The sequence below is a fragment of the Candidatus Zixiibacteriota bacterium genome (assembly GCA_026397505.1).
Taxonomy (GTDB): Bacteria; Zixibacteria; MSB-5A5; order GN15; family PGXB01; genus JAPLUR01.
Genome location: JAPLUR010000055.1, coordinates 1 through 19,717 on the forward strand (window position 1 = coordinate 1; position 19,717 = coordinate 19,717).

At 49.3% G+C, this 19,717-nt stretch carries 15 protein-coding genes; 14 read left to right on the forward strand and 1 reads right to left on the reverse strand.

Translation table 11 applies throughout. The features are described 5' to 3' along the window. The 9 genes from NT002_05110 to NT002_05150 all read left to right on the forward strand — a co-directional run. Nucleotides 1-258: M48 family metalloprotease (locus NT002_05110; GenBank protein MCX6828644.1), on the forward strand; the 258-nt coding region annotated here is incomplete at its 5' end. 60 nt (nucleotides 259-318) lie between these two features. Then, nucleotides 319-1,485: a metallophosphoesterase gene (locus NT002_05115; GenBank protein MCX6828645.1), complete on the forward strand. Its 1,167-nt coding sequence runs from the start codon at nucleotides 319-321 to the stop codon at nucleotides 1,483-1,485. A gap of 97 nt (nucleotides 1,486-1,582) precedes the next feature. After that, on the forward strand, nucleotides 1,583-3,025 hold the full coding sequence (locus tag NT002_05120; GenBank protein ID MCX6828646.1) for a dockerin type I repeat-containing protein: 1,443 nt from the start codon (nucleotides 1,583-1,585) through the stop codon (nucleotides 3,023-3,025). Between the two features lie 446 nt (nucleotides 3,026-3,471). Further along, complete coding sequence (locus NT002_05125) at nucleotides 3,472-4,413, forward strand: PorV/PorQ family protein (protein ID MCX6828647.1); 942 nt, start codon at nucleotides 3,472-3,474, stop codon at nucleotides 4,411-4,413. A gap of 392 nt (nucleotides 4,414-4,805) precedes the next feature. Continuing rightward, on the forward strand, nucleotides 4,806-5,744 hold the full coding sequence (locus tag NT002_05130; GenBank protein MCX6828648.1) for a sugar transferase: 939 nt from the start codon (nucleotides 4,806-4,808) through the stop codon (nucleotides 5,742-5,744). Nucleotides 5,745-5,902: 158 nt separating this feature from the next. Then, complete coding sequence (locus NT002_05135) at nucleotides 5,903-6,595, forward strand: PEGA domain-containing protein (protein MCX6828649.1); 693 nt, start codon at nucleotides 5,903-5,905, stop codon at nucleotides 6,593-6,595. 15 nt (nucleotides 6,596-6,610) lie between these two features. Beyond that, nucleotides 6,611-8,128, forward strand: a complete 1,518-nt coding sequence (locus NT002_05140; protein ID MCX6828650.1) for a fibronectin type III domain-containing protein — start codon at nucleotides 6,611-6,613, stop codon at nucleotides 8,126-8,128. Nucleotides 8,129-8,145: 17 nt separating this feature from the next. After that, complete coding sequence (locus NT002_05145; GenBank protein ID MCX6828651.1) at nucleotides 8,146-8,991, forward strand: hypothetical protein; 846 nt, start codon at nucleotides 8,146-8,148, stop codon at nucleotides 8,989-8,991. A 206-nt stretch (nucleotides 8,992-9,197) separates the two neighbouring features. Then, nucleotides 9,198-10,634: a sigma-54 dependent transcriptional regulator gene (locus NT002_05150; GenBank protein ID MCX6828652.1), complete on the forward strand. Its 1,437-nt coding sequence runs from the start codon at nucleotides 9,198-9,200 to the stop codon at nucleotides 10,632-10,634. Nucleotides 10,635-10,792: 158 nt separating this feature from the next. On the opposite strand, the gene NT002_05155 is transcribed toward NT002_05150, so the two are convergent. Then, on the reverse strand, nucleotides 10,793-12,349 hold the full coding sequence (locus NT002_05155) for a sodium-dependent transporter (GenBank protein ID MCX6828653.1): 1,557 nt from the start codon (nucleotides 12,347-12,349) through the stop codon (nucleotides 10,793-10,795). Nucleotides 12,350-12,561: 212 nt separating this feature from the next. On the opposite strand from NT002_05155, the gene NT002_05160 reads away from it, so the two are divergent. The 5 genes from NT002_05160 (at nucleotide 12,562) to NT002_05180 (ending at nucleotide 19,569) form a co-directional block, all read left to right on the forward strand. Beyond that, nucleotides 12,562-13,194: a hypothetical protein gene (locus NT002_05160; protein MCX6828654.1), complete on the forward strand. Its 633-nt coding sequence runs from the start codon at nucleotides 12,562-12,564 to the stop codon at nucleotides 13,192-13,194. A gap of 56 nt (nucleotides 13,195-13,250) precedes the next feature. Then, nucleotides 13,251-14,024: an undecaprenyl-diphosphate phosphatase gene (locus NT002_05165; protein ID MCX6828655.1), complete on the forward strand. Its 774-nt coding sequence runs from the start codon at nucleotides 13,251-13,253 to the stop codon at nucleotides 14,022-14,024. A gap of 4 nt (nucleotides 14,025-14,028) precedes the next feature. After that, nucleotides 14,029-15,615, forward strand: coding sequence for an HAD-IIIA family hydrolase (locus NT002_05170; GenBank protein ID MCX6828656.1), 1,587 nt, complete (start codon nucleotides 14,029-14,031; stop codon nucleotides 15,613-15,615). A 5-nt stretch (nucleotides 15,616-15,620) separates the two neighbouring features. Then, a complete protein-coding gene (gene amrS / locus NT002_05175) occupies nucleotides 15,621-16,607 on the forward strand; it encodes an AmmeMemoRadiSam system radical SAM enzyme (GenBank protein ID MCX6828657.1) in 987 nt (328 codons plus the stop codon). 157 nt (nucleotides 16,608-16,764) lie between these two features. After that, nucleotides 16,765-19,569 (forward strand): hypothetical protein, encoded by a 2,805-nt coding sequence (locus NT002_05180; GenBank protein ID MCX6828658.1) that lies wholly within the window; start codon nucleotides 16,765-16,767, stop codon nucleotides 19,567-19,569. The last annotated feature ends 148 nt before the right edge of the window (nucleotides 19,570-19,717 follow it).

Genomic DNA, 19,717 nt, shown 5'->3' on the forward strand with positions numbered 1-19,717 from the left:
AACGAAGCCGACAACTATGGCATACAATACATGATAAAAGCGGGGTATGATCCCCAGGCCTCAATCACCATGTTCGAAAAACTGGCCGCCATGTCCCAGGGAGATCCCAATTTCTTCGAAAAACTCTCGGCCAGCCACCCCCAAACCCAGGAGCGAATTCAAAAAAGCAGGGATCTGATCGATTCTCTGAGACCTCTGCCCTCCGGGATTCAATTGTATCAGCAGAAATATCGCTCAATGAAATCCCGCCTGCGGTAACCTCGGTTTATGTCTTCGTTTCTGTCGAAAGCGATTAATTCTTCGAATAACCATCTCTAAATGAAAACAATCAACTTTGTCATTTTCTTTACCATCGTCCTGGCCGTATATGGACTGATCAACTATTACATTTTCATTCGCGGCTGGCAATCGATACCATCCGGCGCCGGCGCCCGAACCTACTACTTGATATTGTTCCTGTTTTTCTCTCTGGCCTTTATTGCCGGGCGTATCCTGGAACGTTTCTATCTCTCGCTGGTCAGCGATATCTTTGTCTGGATAGGCTCCTTCTGGCTGGCCGCCATGCTTTACTTTTTCCTGATAATCATAATTCTCGATTTATCGCGCCTGATCAATCATTTGGTTACTATCTATCCTTCCTTTGTTACTCTCGATTACGCCCGCGCCAAACAAACCACCCTCCTTTTCTCTATCGCGCTGGTTGCCGTCATAATCCTTCTGGGTCACATCAACGCCCTTTCTCCGCGCATTCGCACCTTTGATTTGACCTTGCCGAAAAACGCCGGAGCGAAAGCCGGCCTGAATATTGTCGCTGCCTCCGATATTCATCTGGGAACTATTATAGGTCGCTCTCGTCTCGACCGGTTGGTGAAAAGCATGAATGAACTCAAGCCGGATATTGTGCTCCTTCCGGGAGATATTGTCGATGAGGATCTGGGTCCCGTCATACGGGAGAACCTGGGCGAAGCGCTTCGCAATATCGAGGCTCCTCTGGGTGTCTACGCCTGCACGGGGAATCATGAATATATCGGCGGTGTGGAGCCGGCCTGTCGTTATCTGGTTGAACATGGTATTCGGGTTCTGAGAGACAGCGCCGTCTGTATCGAAAACAGTTTCTACATAGTGGGCCGCGAGGACCGGGAAATAAGCGGTTTTGCCCGGAAAAAAAGGAAAACCCTTGAGGAGTTAATGCTCGGGGTCAATCAGAATCTCCCGGTGATCCTGCTCGATCATCAACCGTTTCAATTGGCGCGGGCGGCGGCCAACGGCATTGATCTGCAAATCTCCGGACATACTCATCACGGTCAACTCTGGCCCCTCAATTTCATTACCAACGCGATTTATGAACTCAGTTGGGGTTATAAGAAAATCGAGAATACTCATTTCTATATCTCGTGCGGGTTCGGTAGCTGGGGACCGCCGGTCCGAGTCGGCAATCGTCCGGAAATAATTAATTTCCGGCTGATATTTGACAGCCATAAGTGAATTTTCTATGATGCAAATACACGAATCACAGGGATTACGCTTTGATGGATGCGCGGGTTTCAGCATTTTCATCAGCACCTGACAGAAGCGGGGTAGTATGAAATTGCGGTGCACCTCTCTTTTGGTCTTAACGGCCGCGGCTGTCTTGTTTTTCCCACGACTTTCCACCGGCCAGAGTGAGGGGCAGGGCACCCGGAGCAATTTGCCCCATCCTTTCGACACGACCTGTCTGCTGAGCAGAAATGCCGATTCCGCTCTGAATCTCAACCTAAATCTGCAAAACCCCTATCTTGCAAACCGGGCTATTCATCCCGACATCGCCTATTTCCCTCAATTTTTCGGGCCTGTAGCGGGGAAGAAGGTAGTGGGCGTTAACTCCGAAGAGGCGCCGGATTCAATTATCGCCTCTGCGGAAACACCGCGCTGGAAATACTGGATGATTATGACTCCATATCCGTTGACCGACGAAACCTATGAAAACCCGACCATGCGAGTGAGCAATTATAGAGACAGCGGCTGGGTACGCCCTTATGCGATTGGGAGGCGAATAATAAAAGGCGAGATTGAAGATGATACGGTCTGGATCCCCGAACCGATCAGCAGATTTGTCGGTCCGCGTGAGTCGGGACATAATGCCGATCCGGAACTGAGATACGATAGACAGCGCCGTCAGCTACAAGTGATTTTCATGAATTACTTTCGGAAATCTGAAAAAGGGAGCATTATTGCCTTCTGCTCCGATGACGGAATCACATGGGACACGGGCGATACTATCTTGCTGGCGGCCAGCCATCCCTCGGTAACCGATCCGTGGAGCGGTTGGAGCTTAGTCTCACCTACTGTCGTGGGCGATACCGGCCGATCTTTCTTTCTTTGGTTTGTCGATGGTATTTCGCGAGAGAAAGGTTCGCAGATAGTTCGGCTGACATTTCCCGAGATGGGCCGAACATGGGCTCGGGCCGATACCTGCCGCATTCCGGCGCCTTTTCCCGACCGCCAGATCTGGCATATCAAAATCCGCCGTTCCCCTTTTGATAGTTTGTACTATTTGCTGGCGACACTCAATCAACCGCTTTACCCCACGGTAGATACTATGGGGCAATTCCTTTATATCAGCCGCACCGGACTGGATTGGCTGTTGGTAGGTGAAGCTATTCGGCACGGTGGCCGCAAAGATTGGGATTTCATGACCTACCGATCGACCTTCATCTTTGAGGAACTTGACGGTAACTGGGATATCCCGGTTTGGTACACCGGCGCTACCGAGAGAAGCCACGGTCTGGAATGGGGCATCGCTTTCACGACTCTCCATCTCGGCCGGAAAAGGGGAGACATAACCGGTGACTGCCTTATTGATTCCCTCGATATTATTCAACTCGTCAATTTCCTCTATAGTCATGGAGCCACCTTGGCTGAAGCTGAGACAGCCGATGTCAATTGTGATGGCAAGATCGACCTGATCGACGTTACCTTTCTGATTGATTACCCCTCCGGCCATTCATCCATGCTCAATTGTACCGTTGAGTCGCCGTCCGAATGACCGCATTGATAGATGTTATTTTCATATTGACAACATGTTATAGAAACTGATAAGCTACATAATTATGGCCTTTTCCCCACAGGTTATTGAATTCTGTGTGGAATAAACCGACAATTGACATGGAGATGTTCAAAGGCTGCGTGATAGTGACAAGTCATGGTTGGACAAGGAGATATCAAGAAGATGACTGGCAAATCCGGGATTTTGTTCATTGGCCGAATAAGACCCTCAAATGGGCGGAACAGATCTTCGGGATATTGCGGCCCGACCGGCATTGCCTCCACGATCGAGAGAGCATGTAAGTTGATGAACGATTGCGCTATAGCGATGGAGAGCAATAGACATGAATTCTGTCTATGAATCTTCCTATTCAACTGGAATCCGGGCACTATCATTGCAATCACTTTCTGGCGAATTCATAAGGTTTTAGAAAGGCGGTCGCAGTGATGAAAAGAAGCCTGTTCAGGATATTAGTGATATGGGGATTTGTTTTATTCCTGAGTGCCCTGCTGGGCAGGACTACTATTGCTTCGGACAACGGCCGGGCTTCGGCTGATTTTCTGAATATCGGCATCAGCGCCCGTTCCGCCGCGCTGGGAGGAGCTTTCACATCCATCGCCGACGATGCCAGCGCCTCATACTGGAACCCCGGCGGTCTGACTGCTCTCGAGTGTGCACAAATAAGTTTTTCCCATTTCACCTGGTACCAGGGATTGAATTTTAATTTTCTCGGTGCCGCTTTCCCGGTCAGCGACCGACTGACTCTGGCGGTTAATACCGAGTATCTCAGTTATGGCGAAATTGAGGGATATGACGCCGATGACAATCCCATCGGCGATATCGGCTCCACCTATGACCTGGCCGCCGGTGTGGCGGGCGGTTATCGCCTGACCGACAATCTTTCGGTCGGGGTGGGACTGAAATATATCATCGTCTCATTAGCCAATGTCAAAGCGACGGCGCTGGCCGCCGACCTGGGCCTGCGCTTCCAGACCGGCAAATTCCTTTTTGGACTGGCCTCATCCAATATCGGCCAGAGCCTTACTTTCTACGATGCCGGCAACAAACTCCCGGCCAATATTCGAGCCGGATTGGGATATCGACCTTTCGGCTCTTCGTTTCTCGTTTCGGCTGAGGTCGAAAATCAGTTCTATGGCAATCTAGCCATCAAGAATGGATTCGAATTCAATTATCATCAGCGATATTTCATCAGAACCGGTTATAGCTTCTTCCCTTCGCAGGATGGTCGCAACCTCGGCCAGAGTATGACCTTTGGCGTCGGTGCCCTCCTCGGTGCGGCGCAATTTGATTATTCCTTTTCACCCAAAGAGAACTTCAGCGCCGAAAACATTCATAGGATCTCTATCAGCTTAAGAATGGGAAATTAGACTAATTTTCTCCACCTTTCCCGACCAGCTTTCCAGGAAAATAAAAGGCCGGAATCATAATTGATTCCGGCCTTCTTATTAACCACTTTTTCGACCAAATCAATTGTAAAATATGCGCAATCAGTTGCATCAATTATGACACTCTCTTCAGAAAATCTCCTTAAGCAAAATTAGCAAAATGTCGGGCGAGTAATCCATTTTTCTTCCACGGCCTATTTGTGCAGCTATAATCTAAAGAACATCAACATGTTATAAGGTGAATTGGGAATTCCAATGATATTTTGCTTAATTAGGGTTGTCAAAATATCTTTGGCAGTCAATTTGCTCAAATTGTGGTAAACATATGATACCCGTCCAATTGGGATTTAGAAGAAATTGAGAAACAACGATTAATGGAACAAAACCTCACAAACACCGGATCAGATACTACGTCCAATACCTCTTTAGCCCTGTCTAATCGGGGGGTTGCTTATGGAGTGGCGGTCGGAATCGAGGGGGCGGCTGGTAGGGAAGCCATAGTTTCAGAATCAATCTGGGATTCGGTGCGTTTTTATTATGGCGAATATATTTCCGGAATCCTCTTTGTTTTGGCCCTCTTTTCCTATACCTTTCTTATGCCCGTGGCGATAACCAAGCCTGGGAAATCAGTTTTTAGTATGATAGATAAAACCCTAAAAAAGATACTTGATGTTCTGGGAGCGATCATTGGTCTCATTTTGACTTCTCCGGTATTTATCCTGCTCCCCCTGTTGATAAAATTAGATAGCCGTGGCCCGGTTTTTTATACTCAGGATCGGGTTGGGCTTAATCGCCGGCGCCGGAGCCGCCGCACTTTCAGAAGTGAGGCTGGTGACGAGAGGCGCGCCCGCGAGCGTCGTCGCGAAGACCTTCTTGGGCGGCCTTTCAAGGTGATCAAGTTCCGCACCATGGGACAGGATGCCGAAAAGCACAGCGGTCCCGTTTGGGCGATCCAGAATGACAGCCGCGTGACGCGACTCGGGCGTATTCTCCGGAAGACACGTCTTGATGAAGTGCCCCAGTTAATAAATGTTCTGAAAGGGGAGATGTCGCTGGTCGGGCCTCGCCCCGAACGTCCCTTCTTCGTCAAAGACCTGGCTCAGAAGGTTCCCGGTTATCATATCCGGTTGCGGGTTCGTCCTGGAATCACCGGACTGGCTCAAGTCAATAATGGTTATGACTCGTCAATCGATTCCGTGACCAACAAGGTCAAGAACGATATCACCTACATTCACACCTGGTCGATCTGGAGCGACATTAAGATCTTAATGAAAACCGTGGTGGTTGTCATTACCGGTCGCGGCGCCTGTTAGACGCCGGAAAAAGCATCAGGCCCGCCGCCCGGCGGGCTTTTTTTTATTTCTTGAATTGATATTCAAAAAAGCATATCTTTCCCGATTATAATAATAAACATTACTTAGCCTGGAAGAGAGATAGGGAAATGTTATCCAAAGGGAAATTGGCAGTTGTCATGTTATGTCTTCTCCCTCTGGCCGTGACGGCACAGGAGCAACCGAAAGGTCTTTCTGTCGACTCCAGCCCGCCCGGCGCCGAGGTCAGTCTTATCGGAGCTATCACCCTCAATGGCCTCACTCCTGTCCGCTTCACTCAAACCCTTGACGGGAATTATCAGGTTCGGGTGAAAAAATATGGGTACGAGACATACAAGTCATCGGTTTTTCTGCAGGCGGATAGAGATATGAGTCTTACCGTCCGCCTGAGCCCCAAAACCAGATTTAAGGCGGCGGCTCGTTCGCTGCTGATCCCCGGATGGGGCCAATCCTATACGGGACAGAAGACCAAGGGGGGATTCTTCATGGTTATGGCCGCCGGGGCTATCGCCTCCTTTTTGATTGCTGATGCCGATTTCAAAGACAAAAACGACCATTACAAATTGATTTCGTCGGAATACGATAATGCCAGCAGCTACGAGGAAAAAGTCAGGTTATATCCGCAGTTGGGGATCGCTAAAAAGGACGCCTATGATACCGAGAATGTAAGGCGCATAACCATAGGTGCGGCCGTTGCCGTCTGGGGATTGAATCTGCTTGATGTCCTTTTCTTTTTCCCCGAGGAAACCGGCAGCCTGACAGTCAACTCGATTGGTCTCAAGCCTGACCTGAAGAGCGGCGGTGCTCAGCTGGTGCTGTCGCATCGTTTTTGATTAAGGAATCCGAATATGAAAAAGATATTCAATCTCTTATTGATACTGGCCTTGGCGGCAGGATGCAGCCGCTATATTGATTCGTCGGACGTGACTCAGGAATTGCCCCTCCAACCGCCGATCCCGATTGGCTTGAAGCTGACTCATTTGGCCGAGGGGGTCAGTCTTTCCTGGCAGGTCTCGGATACCGCTGCGGCTCGGTCTTTTAAAATCTATACCGCCGACTCGCTTAATGGCCGATATGTCGTCCGCGATTCATCCCAGACTTTTTCGAAGACTATCATCGGTCTCAGCGCCGGACGCAACCATTTCTTTAAGGTTTCTACCCTAGTGCCAGGGGGGCTGGAGGGTCCGCTCTCCGAGGCGGTCTCAACCCGCCCGGGGACTCTTTCGATTACCATTAATAATGATGATAATTACACCCGATTGCGGAGTGTGACGCTTGCTTTTGTCGTGCCGGTGGCGGCAATCCTGGTGCAGGCTTCCGAGGATCCCAATTTTGTCGACGCCCATTGGGAGGATTTCGCGCCGACTCTGAGTCGCACTCTCTCCGATGGGGACGGTGTCAAGCGGATTTTTGCCCGGTTTCAATTCGCCGATGGGTCTAATTCGGCCGGTTCGGTCTCGGACAGCATAATCCTCGATACCAGAGCATTCATTGACTCGGTATATTTTGCCCTGCCTCCTGTACCGTCACCCGGCTCCGCCATGACTTTTTTTCTTCTGGCCGGCGAAACCGATGGCTCAGCGGAAGTCTCTTTCCCCGGATTGACCCGTCTCGTTCTCTATGATGACGGCACCAATGGCGACCTGCTGGCCGGCGACCGAATTTATAGCCGCCGCTACATCATTCCGGTCAATCTCGAAGTGGCCGGCGGAATCGTCACGGGTAAATTCCGCGATGCCGCCGGTAATGACGCCGACGATCGAACCGCTTCGGCATTGCTCAATATCTCCCGGGCTCCTGAGCCTGCAACACTCACCGCGGTGGCCGAATCATCTTCGAGTATTCGCCTTTCCTGGTCACAATCCGCCGGGAGCGATTTCGCCTCTTATCAGATTTACCGGCACATTAACGGATCGGTCTCCAATAACTCTTACCTGGTGTCTATCGTGACCTCACGGAATACGGTGGCTTTCACCGATGACAATTTGCAGGCAAACACCCCTTATTTTTATCGTGTTTATGTCTATGATAATACCGGCCTCTTCAGTCCCTCCAATGTGGCCGCCGACACAACGCCGGTTAATCTTGCGCCGCTGGCGGTCAAACTGGCCGTGCGCGCTCAGGATTTATCCTCGATTCTAACCTGGACCGCTAACAATGATAATGATTTTGCTTCCTATCAAATCTATCGGGACACCGTCGTCGGAGTCACCGAGACGACCGGACGCCTGCTGACTATTATTAACAGCCAGACAACCACAACCTTCACCGATACCAGGCCCGATACTCTGAAATATTACTATAAAGTATATGTCTATGATGGACAGGGACTGATGACCGGGTCAAACGAAGTCGCGGCGCCATAAGGATATGAGGTGGTCGATTGGGATTTATTGAGAAGCTGAATCTGTTGATCGGGCTTTATTTGGCCCCCCTCAAATCGTTCTGGAAAGGGAAACTCTGGCTCCCTTTCCTGATCTATGCTTTTCTGCAGGCAGTCTTGCTGATACTGCTTGTCTCCTATGCCAATCCTCATATTTACCCCGTCCTGTCGCCGCTGGTGCGCCTGTTGGGCGAGGGAAGAGACGACTTTTTTAGCCATTACCCCGGCCTATTTTTGATGCTTCCCCAGGTTTTTGACTGGGGGAAAATCTTTCTTGGGATCATTCTGGAAGGATTAGCCGCTGGGCTCACATCCATTCTATTTCTGAAAATACTTGCGGCTAAAACGGGGGAAGAAGCGATTAAACCCGGTTATGCTTTCTCTCGCTGGCTCCATTTGGCGGCGGTCTGGAGCTTTATCACAGTTCTTCTGGTCGTAACGATTAGCTGGCTTCTGCCGACTCTTTTCTCAGGTCTGTTGCATGGTTCACCGCGGCGGGCCCTTTTCTTTGATATGGGTTTGAGATTATTGACTGTCTTTATTTATGCCATTTTTATCTATGCTGTTCCTTCGGTCGTGGTGAATAGGAAATCTGTCTGGGGCGCCCTGAAGCAGTCGATATCATACTTTCTCCGTCACCCCATATTTTCTTTCTTCCTGGCCCTTTTCCCTTACCTCTTATCGGTGCCGGGGTCTTTCGCAATTTCCAGAGCGGATGTCATTGTCTCTAAGTTCTCCCCGGAATTGGTCTTCTATATCCTTCTGATCGGTGTTGTGATCGACCTCTTTGTAAATTTCGTCCTTACCGGCGCGATCGTAAAATTCCTGGTCGAAGAGGAATCCTGACCTTTATATCAATAGCCTGAATGTTGCGGATATCAGCGAACATCGCTGATATCCCTTTTTTGTCCCTCTTTATTCATTCCGGCGGGCAATGATTGCCTCTCTGCCTTGCGGATGCCGAAAATCCATCCAATTATCCCGACTAAATTAGCCCGTAAGCTAAATTATTGGCGGCGAATTCCGATAATCTGAAATGTGTATAAAGGTAAATGTATAAGATGAAGAATATCCTTATCGTCGATGACGATACCGAGGTCTCCCGGTCGCTGGCCAACCTGTTTGACCCGACAAAATTCCATTTCTACTTCCTGGAAGATGGCCAGACAGCGGTCGAATTTGTCAAAAAGCACGATGACATCGATGTCATCCTGCTTGATGTCAACCTGCCGACTTTATCCGGTCTGGATATCTTGAAACAGGCCAAGCTGAATGATATTTCGGCCCCGATCATCATGATTTCCGGTTTCGTTTCTACCGAGAACGCCATTGAGGCCATGAGTGACGGTGCTTTTGAATACTTGACCAAGCCATTCGAAATTCAGAAACTGCTTGCCACTGTCAACAAGGCTTGCGGATTCGGCAAGTGCCGACCTGCCCTGCCCGAATCAAAAACCGAAACGGAGAATCTGGAAATTAATGAAATCGTCGGTAAGTCCTCCGAAATAGTTGAAATCGCCAAACTTATCGGACAGGTCTCAAAATCCGATGCCGCAGTGCTTATTTTCGGCGAGTCGGGGACCGGCAAGGAATTGATCGCCCATGCGATCCACCGCAATTCCTTCCGCAATAGCAAGCCCTTTCTTTCGGTCAACTGCGCCGCCCTTGCCGAAACGCTTCTCGAATCGGAACTGTTCGGCCACGAAAAGGGAGCTTTCACCGGTGCCTATTTCAAGCGACTCGGGAAATTCGAGCAGGCCCATAACGGCACCATCTTTCTTGATGAGATCGCCGATATGTCCATGCTGACCCAGTCGAAACTGCTGCGGGTGCTCCAGGAAAAGAAATTCGAAAGAGTCGGCGGCAATGATACAATCGAGGTCGATGTTCGTGTTATCGCGGCCACTAACAAGTCGCTGGTGCAGTGCATGAAAGAGGGCTCTTTCCGCGTCGACCTATTCTATCGCCTGAAAGTGGTCAGCATTTATATTCCGCCCCTCCGCGAACGGAAAGGGGATATCCCGCTTCTGGCCGACCATTTCCTGAATAAATTCTCCAAACAGCTGTCAAAAGATATCCGGGGTATTGCTCCCAAGGCCCTGGTCATGCTCAATAAATACGCCTGGCCGGGAAACGTGAGAGAATTGGAAAACAATATCCATACCGCCTGTGTGATGACCAAGTCGGACATCCTCCAACCCGAAGATTTTCCCATTTTCTCCGAACTCGATTCGAAAATCGAAATCGACCTCGACCATCTCCAGGATGATTATACCGAATTATTCAAAAAGATTATCGATCCGGTTCTCCCCAAACTGATAAATAACTCGGAGGGGAAGATATATTACTTTCTGGAATCGGCCCTGGAACGGGCGTTGATTTCCTCCTGTCTGAAGCATTTCGGCTCCAACCAGGTGAAAACCTCGGAAATTCTCGGTATTTCGCGCAATACCCTTCGTGATAGAATTTCCAAATACAATATATATTAATATATTAACAAAGCTGCGTGGGCCCTGGACTCAATTGTTCTTGGGCCCTTTTTCTTTTTCCCTCAATATCTTGACAAAGCTGTAAATAAGCAGTGTCAGAATTACTCCCCAGGAAAAAAGAAGCATTATCCAGCCGCCGATATTCATATAATCACCTTCTAATAATATTTATCCATTTTGCGCTTCCGCCATGCCAGCCAGACCAATACAGCGATGACTATCAAAAGCGTCAGCAGTACCAATCTTATCCCCAGAACATAAGGGACATTCTCCCTCGGCACGTCGGCCATGGTAATCACTTTCCACCAGTCGGTGTAAAACCAGTACCCCAGAATTATCAGCAGGAACGTAGGCGTTATATATTTTATGACAAACCGGAAAATCCTCGGGAGCTTGATTCTGGCTCCCTGATGCATTTCATCCCAGGCTTTGTCGATGCCGAAAATCCAGGCCAGGAGAATTATCTCGAGAGTGGCGCCAAAAACAATAAAGAAATTTCCGCCCCAGAAATCGAGATCATCAAGAACGCCGCGGTGCAGGAAAATGACCGCCGGAATGCACAGGAAAAAAGCCGCCGTGGCAAAAATGGTGACTGCTTTATGCCTCTTTATATTAAACTCATCCTCGAGAAAGGCCACCGAAGGCTGACTTATGGACACCGATGAGGTTATCCCGGCCAGAAAGAGCATAGCAAACCAGAGAAAACCGAATATTGCTCCGACCGGAATATGATTGAATATCTGGGGCATCGTGACAAAGCCGAGATTGAAGGCGCCCGATTCGGCTACCTTGACAATATCGGCCGGCCCGAAAAATATAAACGCCGCCGGTATGACAATGGAACCGCCCAGAATTACCTCGGCGAATTCATTGGATGAGGAGGCGGCCAGACCCGAGAGGACAACATCATCCTCCTTCTTCAGATAACTGGAATAGGTCAGAATAACCCCCATTCCCAGCGACAAGGTATAGAAAATCTGCCCGGCTGCTGCCAGCCAGGTCTTGGCCGATTTCAGGGCCGAAAAATCGGGATTCCATAAAAATCCCAGACCATTTATCGAACTCCAGTCGGGATGAAGGGGATCCGGCGCAAATAGGGTAATAACCCGCACCGCCAGGGCGACACCGAATATTATTAATATCGGCAGGGCAATATTGCATAATTTTTCAATTCCGCCCCTGATACCGTAGAACAAGACCGAAATATTCAAAACGAAAGTTATGAGAAAGAAGACAATTGCGGGGACAGTCCCGGCAAATGTACCCGGATTGGCAACCCCCTGATATGAGTGAAGGAAATCGAGGAATCCGACATTGCTTGATATATTCGAGAGTTGCCCCGTAATCGAGTAATAGGCATACGCCAGACACCATGATTCGATATATACATAGTACATGAAAATCAGAAACGGGCCGAAAATTCCGGCGATACCGAAATATTTTATGAAACGATTCTTTTTCCAGAGCGATTGAAATATCCCCGGAGCGCTCGAGTGCTCAAAGCCGCCGCCATAACGACCGGCGGTCCATTCCACCCACATGAGCGGTATTCCCACAAGGAAAAGGGCAATCAGATACGGTATCATGAAAGCGCCGCCGCCGTTCTTGGCCGCCTGAACCGGAAAACGCAAGAAATTCCCCAGCCCTATCGCCGAGCCGGCGACCGCCAGGATCACGCCTAACCTCGTACCCCATCGTTGTCTTTCTTTGGCCATATTTTATCCTCTCCGCAAAAGAAGATATGATATTTCTACCCGCAAACCTGCATCAGAACCGTAATAGGACGATTATAAGACGACTCGACTTTTCTTGTCAAGTTAAAATCTATCCAATTTCCCGGCATTCTATACGGGAGATTTTTTGTTGACACTTATTCGAACCTCTGATATAATAATTTCAAAATTGTATAATGAAACGGAGGAAAATCATGACCCCGATGAAAATTTGTTTTGTGTCAATGGTAATATTATTCTTAACCTTTTCATATTCATTTGGCGGTATTTTGACCGGCACCCTCAACCCGGCCAGCACCTGTGGATATGGCGTCGGTTTCCTAGGAGGGTATGCCGGATTGGGTGATGATGCCACTACTCTTTTTGGAATGCTCAGCTACGGCTTTTCTGATTATACCGAGGGGCGTCTCAAACTCGGTTTCTCCGATCCCGATGAAGGGAATGCCAACCCGCGATTTCTGATTGGCGCTGATTTTAAATATCAGGTCATGGATTATAATAATAAATCCGGGAGACAGCCTTTTGATATGGCCATCGCCGGCTTCTTTGAATATGTGGATTATAATGGCTATTCTTATCTCCAACTGGGCGGGAATATTATTGGTTCGATTCCCTATCGATTCAGCTCCGGACAGAGGTTGATTCCGTACGCCGCGCTGAATCTTCGGCTGGACAGGGTCTCAAATCATTATTCTCATTCCGATTTTGAGGGGGGAGTCAATCTCGGTGCCAAATATGAGTTGACCCAGGAGATGAATATCTATGGGGAACTGCAGATCGATGATAACACCGCTTTTTTCACCGGTCTGGAATTCCGGGTCTTTTGAGCTATCTGTGAATTTCTTTAACAGTGGGAGCTCCGGCTGTAACCGGAGCTTTTTATATGAATTACTTTGATGCCATTATACTGGGGATCATTCAGGGCTTGACCGAATTTCTGCCCGTCTCCTCATCCGGTCATCTGGTGCTGGCCGAACATTTTCTGCATGCCAAAGTGCCGGGGGTGGTCTTTGAACTGCTGCTCCATTTTGGCACCCTTCTGGCGGTTCTTATCTATTTCCGAAAGAAGATATTGTTTCTGATAAAATCCCTTTTTAATTCCGCAATGATTGCCGAACGGCGAATGATCTTATATCTCCTGCTGGGTTCCATCCCGGCCGGACTGGCCGGCCTTCTTTTCAAGGATTTTTTTGAGGCTGCTTTCGGTGCGCCGCTTATGACCTCGATCATGCTCCTGATAACAGGATTGATGCTTCTGACCACCACCTTGGTCAAAAAAGGAAATAATGAAATAAATATAACCCGGTCAATCATTGTCGGTATTGGGCAGGCAGTAGCGATTCTTCCGGGGATTTCCCGTTCCGGCGCCACCATCTCGGCCGGATTGTTTTGCGGCGTCAAGCCGGTTGCAGCGGCGGAGTTCTCCTTTCTCCTTTCAATTCCGGCCGTTGCCGGGGCCATCCTCCTTAAGGCTAAAGAGATTTTCTCTATGGACACGCAATTGATTGGCCAATATCTGAGCGGAACCTTGATTTCATTGATACTGGGGCTTCTCTCCGTATACATGCTCCTTGGAATCATCAAGAGAGGAAAATTCGTTTATTTTGGAATATATTGTCTCTTAGTCGGCGCTTTCGGCGTCTATCATTTCCTGTAGGCTTATGTTTAAGATTCTGGTCATAAGGCTGGGGGCGATCGGCGATGTTATTCTGACTACGCCGGCTCTGATTAACCTGAAACTCGCTTTTCCTCAAGGCAAAATAACATTTCTTACCAGAGAGCATATTGCTCCTCTGGCCCGAACCTTAACCGGCGCAGATGAAGTGGTTGGATTTCCCCGCGCGGGAACCCCCCTTCAACTATTTCACATGGCGGAAATGCTCGACCGGGACACTTTTGACCTGATCATAGATCTTCATGGTAATTTTCGTTCATGGTACTTATCAAAGCATTTAGCCGCGGCAAGAAAAGTTCGGTATCAGAAGCGGCGGTGGGAAAGATATGCATCCGTCCGCAGAGGAAAAGGGAAAAGGATTATCGAACCGGCTCCTCACACCATTGATCTCTATAATGCCGCCGTCAGGGAAATCGGAGGGAAAATATATGCCTCGCGTCCTGCTATCAACAGAAATACTCTGCCTGATTGTCCCCCTCTGTTTTCGGAGACGCGCGTTACCGTGGCGGTCGCCCCGGGCGCCTCTTATCCCACCAAGAAATGGCCCCCCGAGCGATTCGATGCGCTTATAAACAAAGTATACAATGAACTGAATGCCAACCTGATTCTTATCCTCTCCGGCGAAGATGGAGATTGTATCAAAACTGGGGAGAGACTTTCCCGGGAACGAATAAAATCATTTGTCAACGCCGACTTGACTGAACTCGCTTCCGTTCTGTCAACGACCGACCTACTTATCAGCAATGATTCGGCTCTGGCTCATCTGGGCTCCGCGGTAGGAACGCCGGTGCTTGCGATTTTTGGTCCGACCCATCCCACGCTGGGATTTTATCCCCGCGGTCTGAAAGATATGATCATACAGGTCGATGAATACTGCCGCCCCTGTTCCCTGCATGGAAGGCGTCCCTGCTTCCGCGACCGGCAGTACTGCTTTACCGGCATTTCGGTGGATAATGTCTTTGAACAGGTTGCGCATCTCCTTACTTCAAACGCCCGGGGAGAAAAGGCCTTATTTATCGACCGCGACGGCACGCTCATCAAAGAAAAGGAATTCCTGAGCCACTCTGATGAGGTCGAGCCGGAGGAAAAAGCGGTGGAAGCGATTATAAATGCGCGCGCGGCCGGGTATAAGATAATCGTCATTTCCAATCAATCGGGTGTTGCGCGGGGCTATTTCTCCGAGTCAACCGTCGCTGAAATCAATCGACGCCTCCTCAGCCTGTTTGCCGGGCGTGGTGCCCCCATTGATGATATTCTATATTGTCCGCATCTTCCCGAGGGCATTATTGCCGAATATGCTATTGACTGTGATTGCCGCAAACCCGCGCCGGGAATGATCGAGCAGGCCTGTCGCAAGCACAATCTCAATCCCTTTCATTCCTTCGTCATCGGCGATAAATTGACCGACAACGACCTGGCCGCCGTGGTCGGCGCCCGCGGAATCCTTGTCCGCACCGGATATGGCAGGGAAGAGGAAGCTAAGCTCAAAAATCCTCATCTGATCAAACCGGAATTAATTGTCAATACTCTCTTTAATGCCGTAGAATATATATTGAAAAATCAAAAGCGTTAGGCATTATGATTATTGAAGCCTCCTATTACGAAAAACTGGAAGCGAATAAAGTCCGGTGCCTTCTCTGCCCGGCCCGATGTCTCCTTTCAGATGGAAAAGTCGGCATCTGTGGTTCCCGTTTCAACCGTGAGGGAGAACTGGTGACCGACAATTTCGGCGAGTTGGTTTCCGCCTGCTATGACCCGATCGAAAAAAAACCGCTCTACCATTTTCATCCCGGAGCGGTGATTTTTTCCACCGGCGCCAATGGCTGCAATTTTGCCTGCGAAAACTGCCAGAACTGGGAAATCTCCCAAACCAGAGTGGCCACCCAGAATGTCTCTCCGACCGAATTGGTTAAACTGGCGGAGAGGAATGGCTCGATCGGGGTCGCTTATACTTACACCGAGCCGTTTATTTGGTTTGAATATATCAGGGAGTCGGGACGTCTTATAAAGAAAGCCGGGCTGAAAAATGTCCTGGTGAGCAACGGGTATATCAACCCGGAGCCGTTGGAGGAGATTCTCCCGCTTATCGATGCCGCCAATATCGATCTGAAAGGGATGAAAGAAGAATTTTATAAGAAGGTTTGCAAGGGAAGACTGGAACCGGTCTTAAACAATATCGGGAGATTCTTTGATGCCGGAGTTCACCTGGAAATCACTAACCTGGTCATACCCGGAATGAATGATTCGGACACCGACTTTGGCGCTCTGACCGACTTTGTCGCCGGAATTTCGCCGCGAATCCCGCTGCATTTTTCGGCCTATTATCCCGCATTCAAAATGCGCCTCCCGGCCACTCCGATTCAGAGCCTTCTCCGCGCCCATACAATAGCCTCCCGGAAACTCAACTATGTTTATCTGGGCAATGTCAACCTGCCCGATATGTCGGACACTTTTTGCCCCAAGTGCCGCGCCCGGCTAATTCGACGGCGCGGCTATAAAATAGAAGTGACCGGTTTGGAAAATGGCCAATGCACAGGTTGCGGCTTTGAAATCGGTATCAGGTGAATTATCCCTTTCTCCGCCTCCGGTTGCAGTTGGACGCCCCTCCCGCCGATAAATATATAGATAGGTTGTGAAATACATATTTAGCGCCAGGAAGGAAATTGTCGGACGGGAAATCCGGGAAAGATTGTCTTTCCATACTGAACGGCGTATATTTGCCATGAAAATGAAATTGCCGGCGCTTAGATCAAATATCCTGTGCGGTATATTGCTGGTTCTATCGCTTCTGGCTATGCCGACAGTTACTCAGGCGCAGTTCTATTTCGGCAAGAACAAAGTGCAGTACACCAGCTTCGACTGGCAGGTTATGGAAACCGAGCACTTCCGGATATTCTTCTATATAGAAGAAGAAGGAGTGGCTCGGATTGCCGCCCGGATTGCCGAGGATGCCTACCGCCAGCTGGCCGCTCGTTTCCGTCACGAAATTTACACCCCCATTCCCCTCATTATATATAGTTCGCCCAATTATTTTTCCCAGACCAATGTGACACCCACCCTTATTCCGGAATCGGTGGGCGGATTCACTGAGTTTCTGAAAGGGCGTGTTGTCGTTCCTTTCCACGGCTCTTATTACGATTTTGCCCACGTCGTCAGACATGAACTGGTGCACGTTTTCACCATTTCCAAGCTGGAATCGGTCATGTCGCGGCAGCGGTACTTCCGCATGGCGCCGCCACCGCTCTGGTTTATCGAGGGGATTGCCGAGTACTGGTCAACCGATTGGGATACCGAAGCCGATATGATTCTGAAAGATATGGTTATCTCCGGCCGCCTCTACCCGATTTCCCGTTTGTACGAAATCTCCGGAAGTTATTTCATGTATAAACTGGGGCAGTCCATCTGCCAGTTCATCAATGACCGCTATGGTTCTGAAAAACTGATTATGATTTTTGAGAACTGGTGGAAGGGAGGCGATCTCGATGAAATCATGAAGTACACCGTAGGACATTCGCTGGATGAGATATCGAAGGAATGGGAGTATCATCTCAAGAAAACATATTTCCCGCAGATCGCCGACCGCGGCCTGGCGCCGCAGGAAGCCAGTCAGTTGACCCGGAGTGGTTACGCCGTTAAAGGAGTTCCCGTTCGTCTCCATAACGGCCGCGATTCGGGCGAATGGATTATCTTCAAAGCCAATCGCCTCGGTTATTCGGGGCTATATATGATGCCTCCGGCCGGTGACGAGAAAAAACTGCGCACCCTCCTCAAGGGTGAAAGGTCGGCCGGCTTTGAATCTCTCCACCTTCTCCAGAGCGGCATTGATGCCAATGATTCCGGTCGAATTGTCTTCTCCTCCAAATCGGCCGAGCATGATGTTCTTTATCTGTATGACCTGTACACGAAAAAAGTGATAAATAAATTCGAGTTTCCCGGAATGGCGGCCATTATTTCGCCCCGTTTTTCCCCCGACAGTCGCTATGCGGTTTTCAGTGGAGCGGATAAGTCGGGACAAACTGATATCTATTTGATCGGGCTTGAAAATGGCCTTCTCACCAAACTGACAAATGACATTTATTATGATACTGATCCTGTTTTCTCCAGAGGCGGCGATACAATCATATTTTCCTCCGACCGCTGCCTCGACGGCGAAACCGGCGCCTTGAATCTTTATAAAATTCCCGTCTCAGGCGGTACCCCGGCCCAGTTGACTTTCGGAAAATGGCGCGATATCAATCCCGATGCCGCCTCGGGCGGTACCTATTTCTCTTCTGATCGAGACGGCGCTTTTAATATTTACCGCCTTAATCCCGATGGCACTTCCAACAAGCTCACTACTCTCATGAATGGCGCCTACGACCCCCGGCTCACCCCTGACGGAAAAAACATTGTCTTCACCGGCTATCAGGATTTCGGTTTTCAAATCTATCGTACAGGCATCAATGACAGCATCATCCTGCCCGGGGAAAAAACATCTTCGGGCGCTACTTTCTGGAAACCCGGCCTGCTGGACCAGAAGTACGTCAAATCCTCGGTGAAATACCGCACCGACTACTCCTTTGATATTGCTCAATCGGCCGTTTCGTATGATCCGGTCTATGGCTCGCTGGGGGGACTGCAGGTGGCCCTTTCCGACATGCTTGGCAATAATGCTTTCTATTTCCTTTTAACCAACACGGCGCAGACAAAAGATGATTTCCTCTCCAGCTTCAATGTCGCCGTGTCTTATTTCAATAAAAAGCACCGTCTCAATTGGGGTGTCGGTGTTTATCATCTGTATGATGAATACTTCAATGATTATGAAGGCTACTATTATGAACGGCAGGTAGGTGGATTGGCCTATCTCAATTACCCGCTCTCGAAATTCAATCGCTTGGAAACCACCACCTATCTTCGCTATTCCGACAAAGATAGCTGGGTTATCGGGTACCGGCGGCGGGCGCCGTTAATGTCCAACTATTTTACGTTCATCTCCGATAATTCCATTTGGGATGTCTCGGGACCGATTGAAGGACATCGGTACAATTTTACCGTCGGTATCACCTCCGCGCTCGATGAGGGGAAACTCTTCAATCGTACCGGCCTGATCGATTTACGCCATTATCTGCGGTTGGGGAAATACTCCGCTTATGCCTCGCGGCTGTTCGCTTTCAGCTCCAGCGGCAGGGAACCTCAGCGAATTTATTTCGGGGGGAGCTGGTCTTTCCGGGGATACGACCATAGGGCTTTTTATAATCGACATGTCCTCTTTTCCTCGAATGAGCTTCGTTTCCCCTTGATAGATAATCTTCTGGTCGGATTCCCCTTCGGCGGAATCAATTTCCAGGCTATCCGGGGGGCGCTTTTCTTTGATGCTGGCTCGGCCTGGGATGATCATTTCGATCAATTCCTTGGTTCATTTGGAACCGGTTTCAGAGTGGCCCTGGGCGGTGTCGTTGTTCTCCGCTTTGATTTCTCAAGGACAACCGATTTTTCGACTATTAGCCCTCAGACCACCTTTGATTTCTTTTTTGGATGGAATTTCTAATGAAATTGAAGTTTATCTTTTTGGGTTGTCTGATACCGATCCTGCTAACGGCAGGATGCGGCCGAAAATTCCAGCTTCTGCGGGGCGAGGAAATTGCTCCTTCTCCCTGGCCATTTGAACGCAATACAGTTCAGGCTCGGGGGAGCAT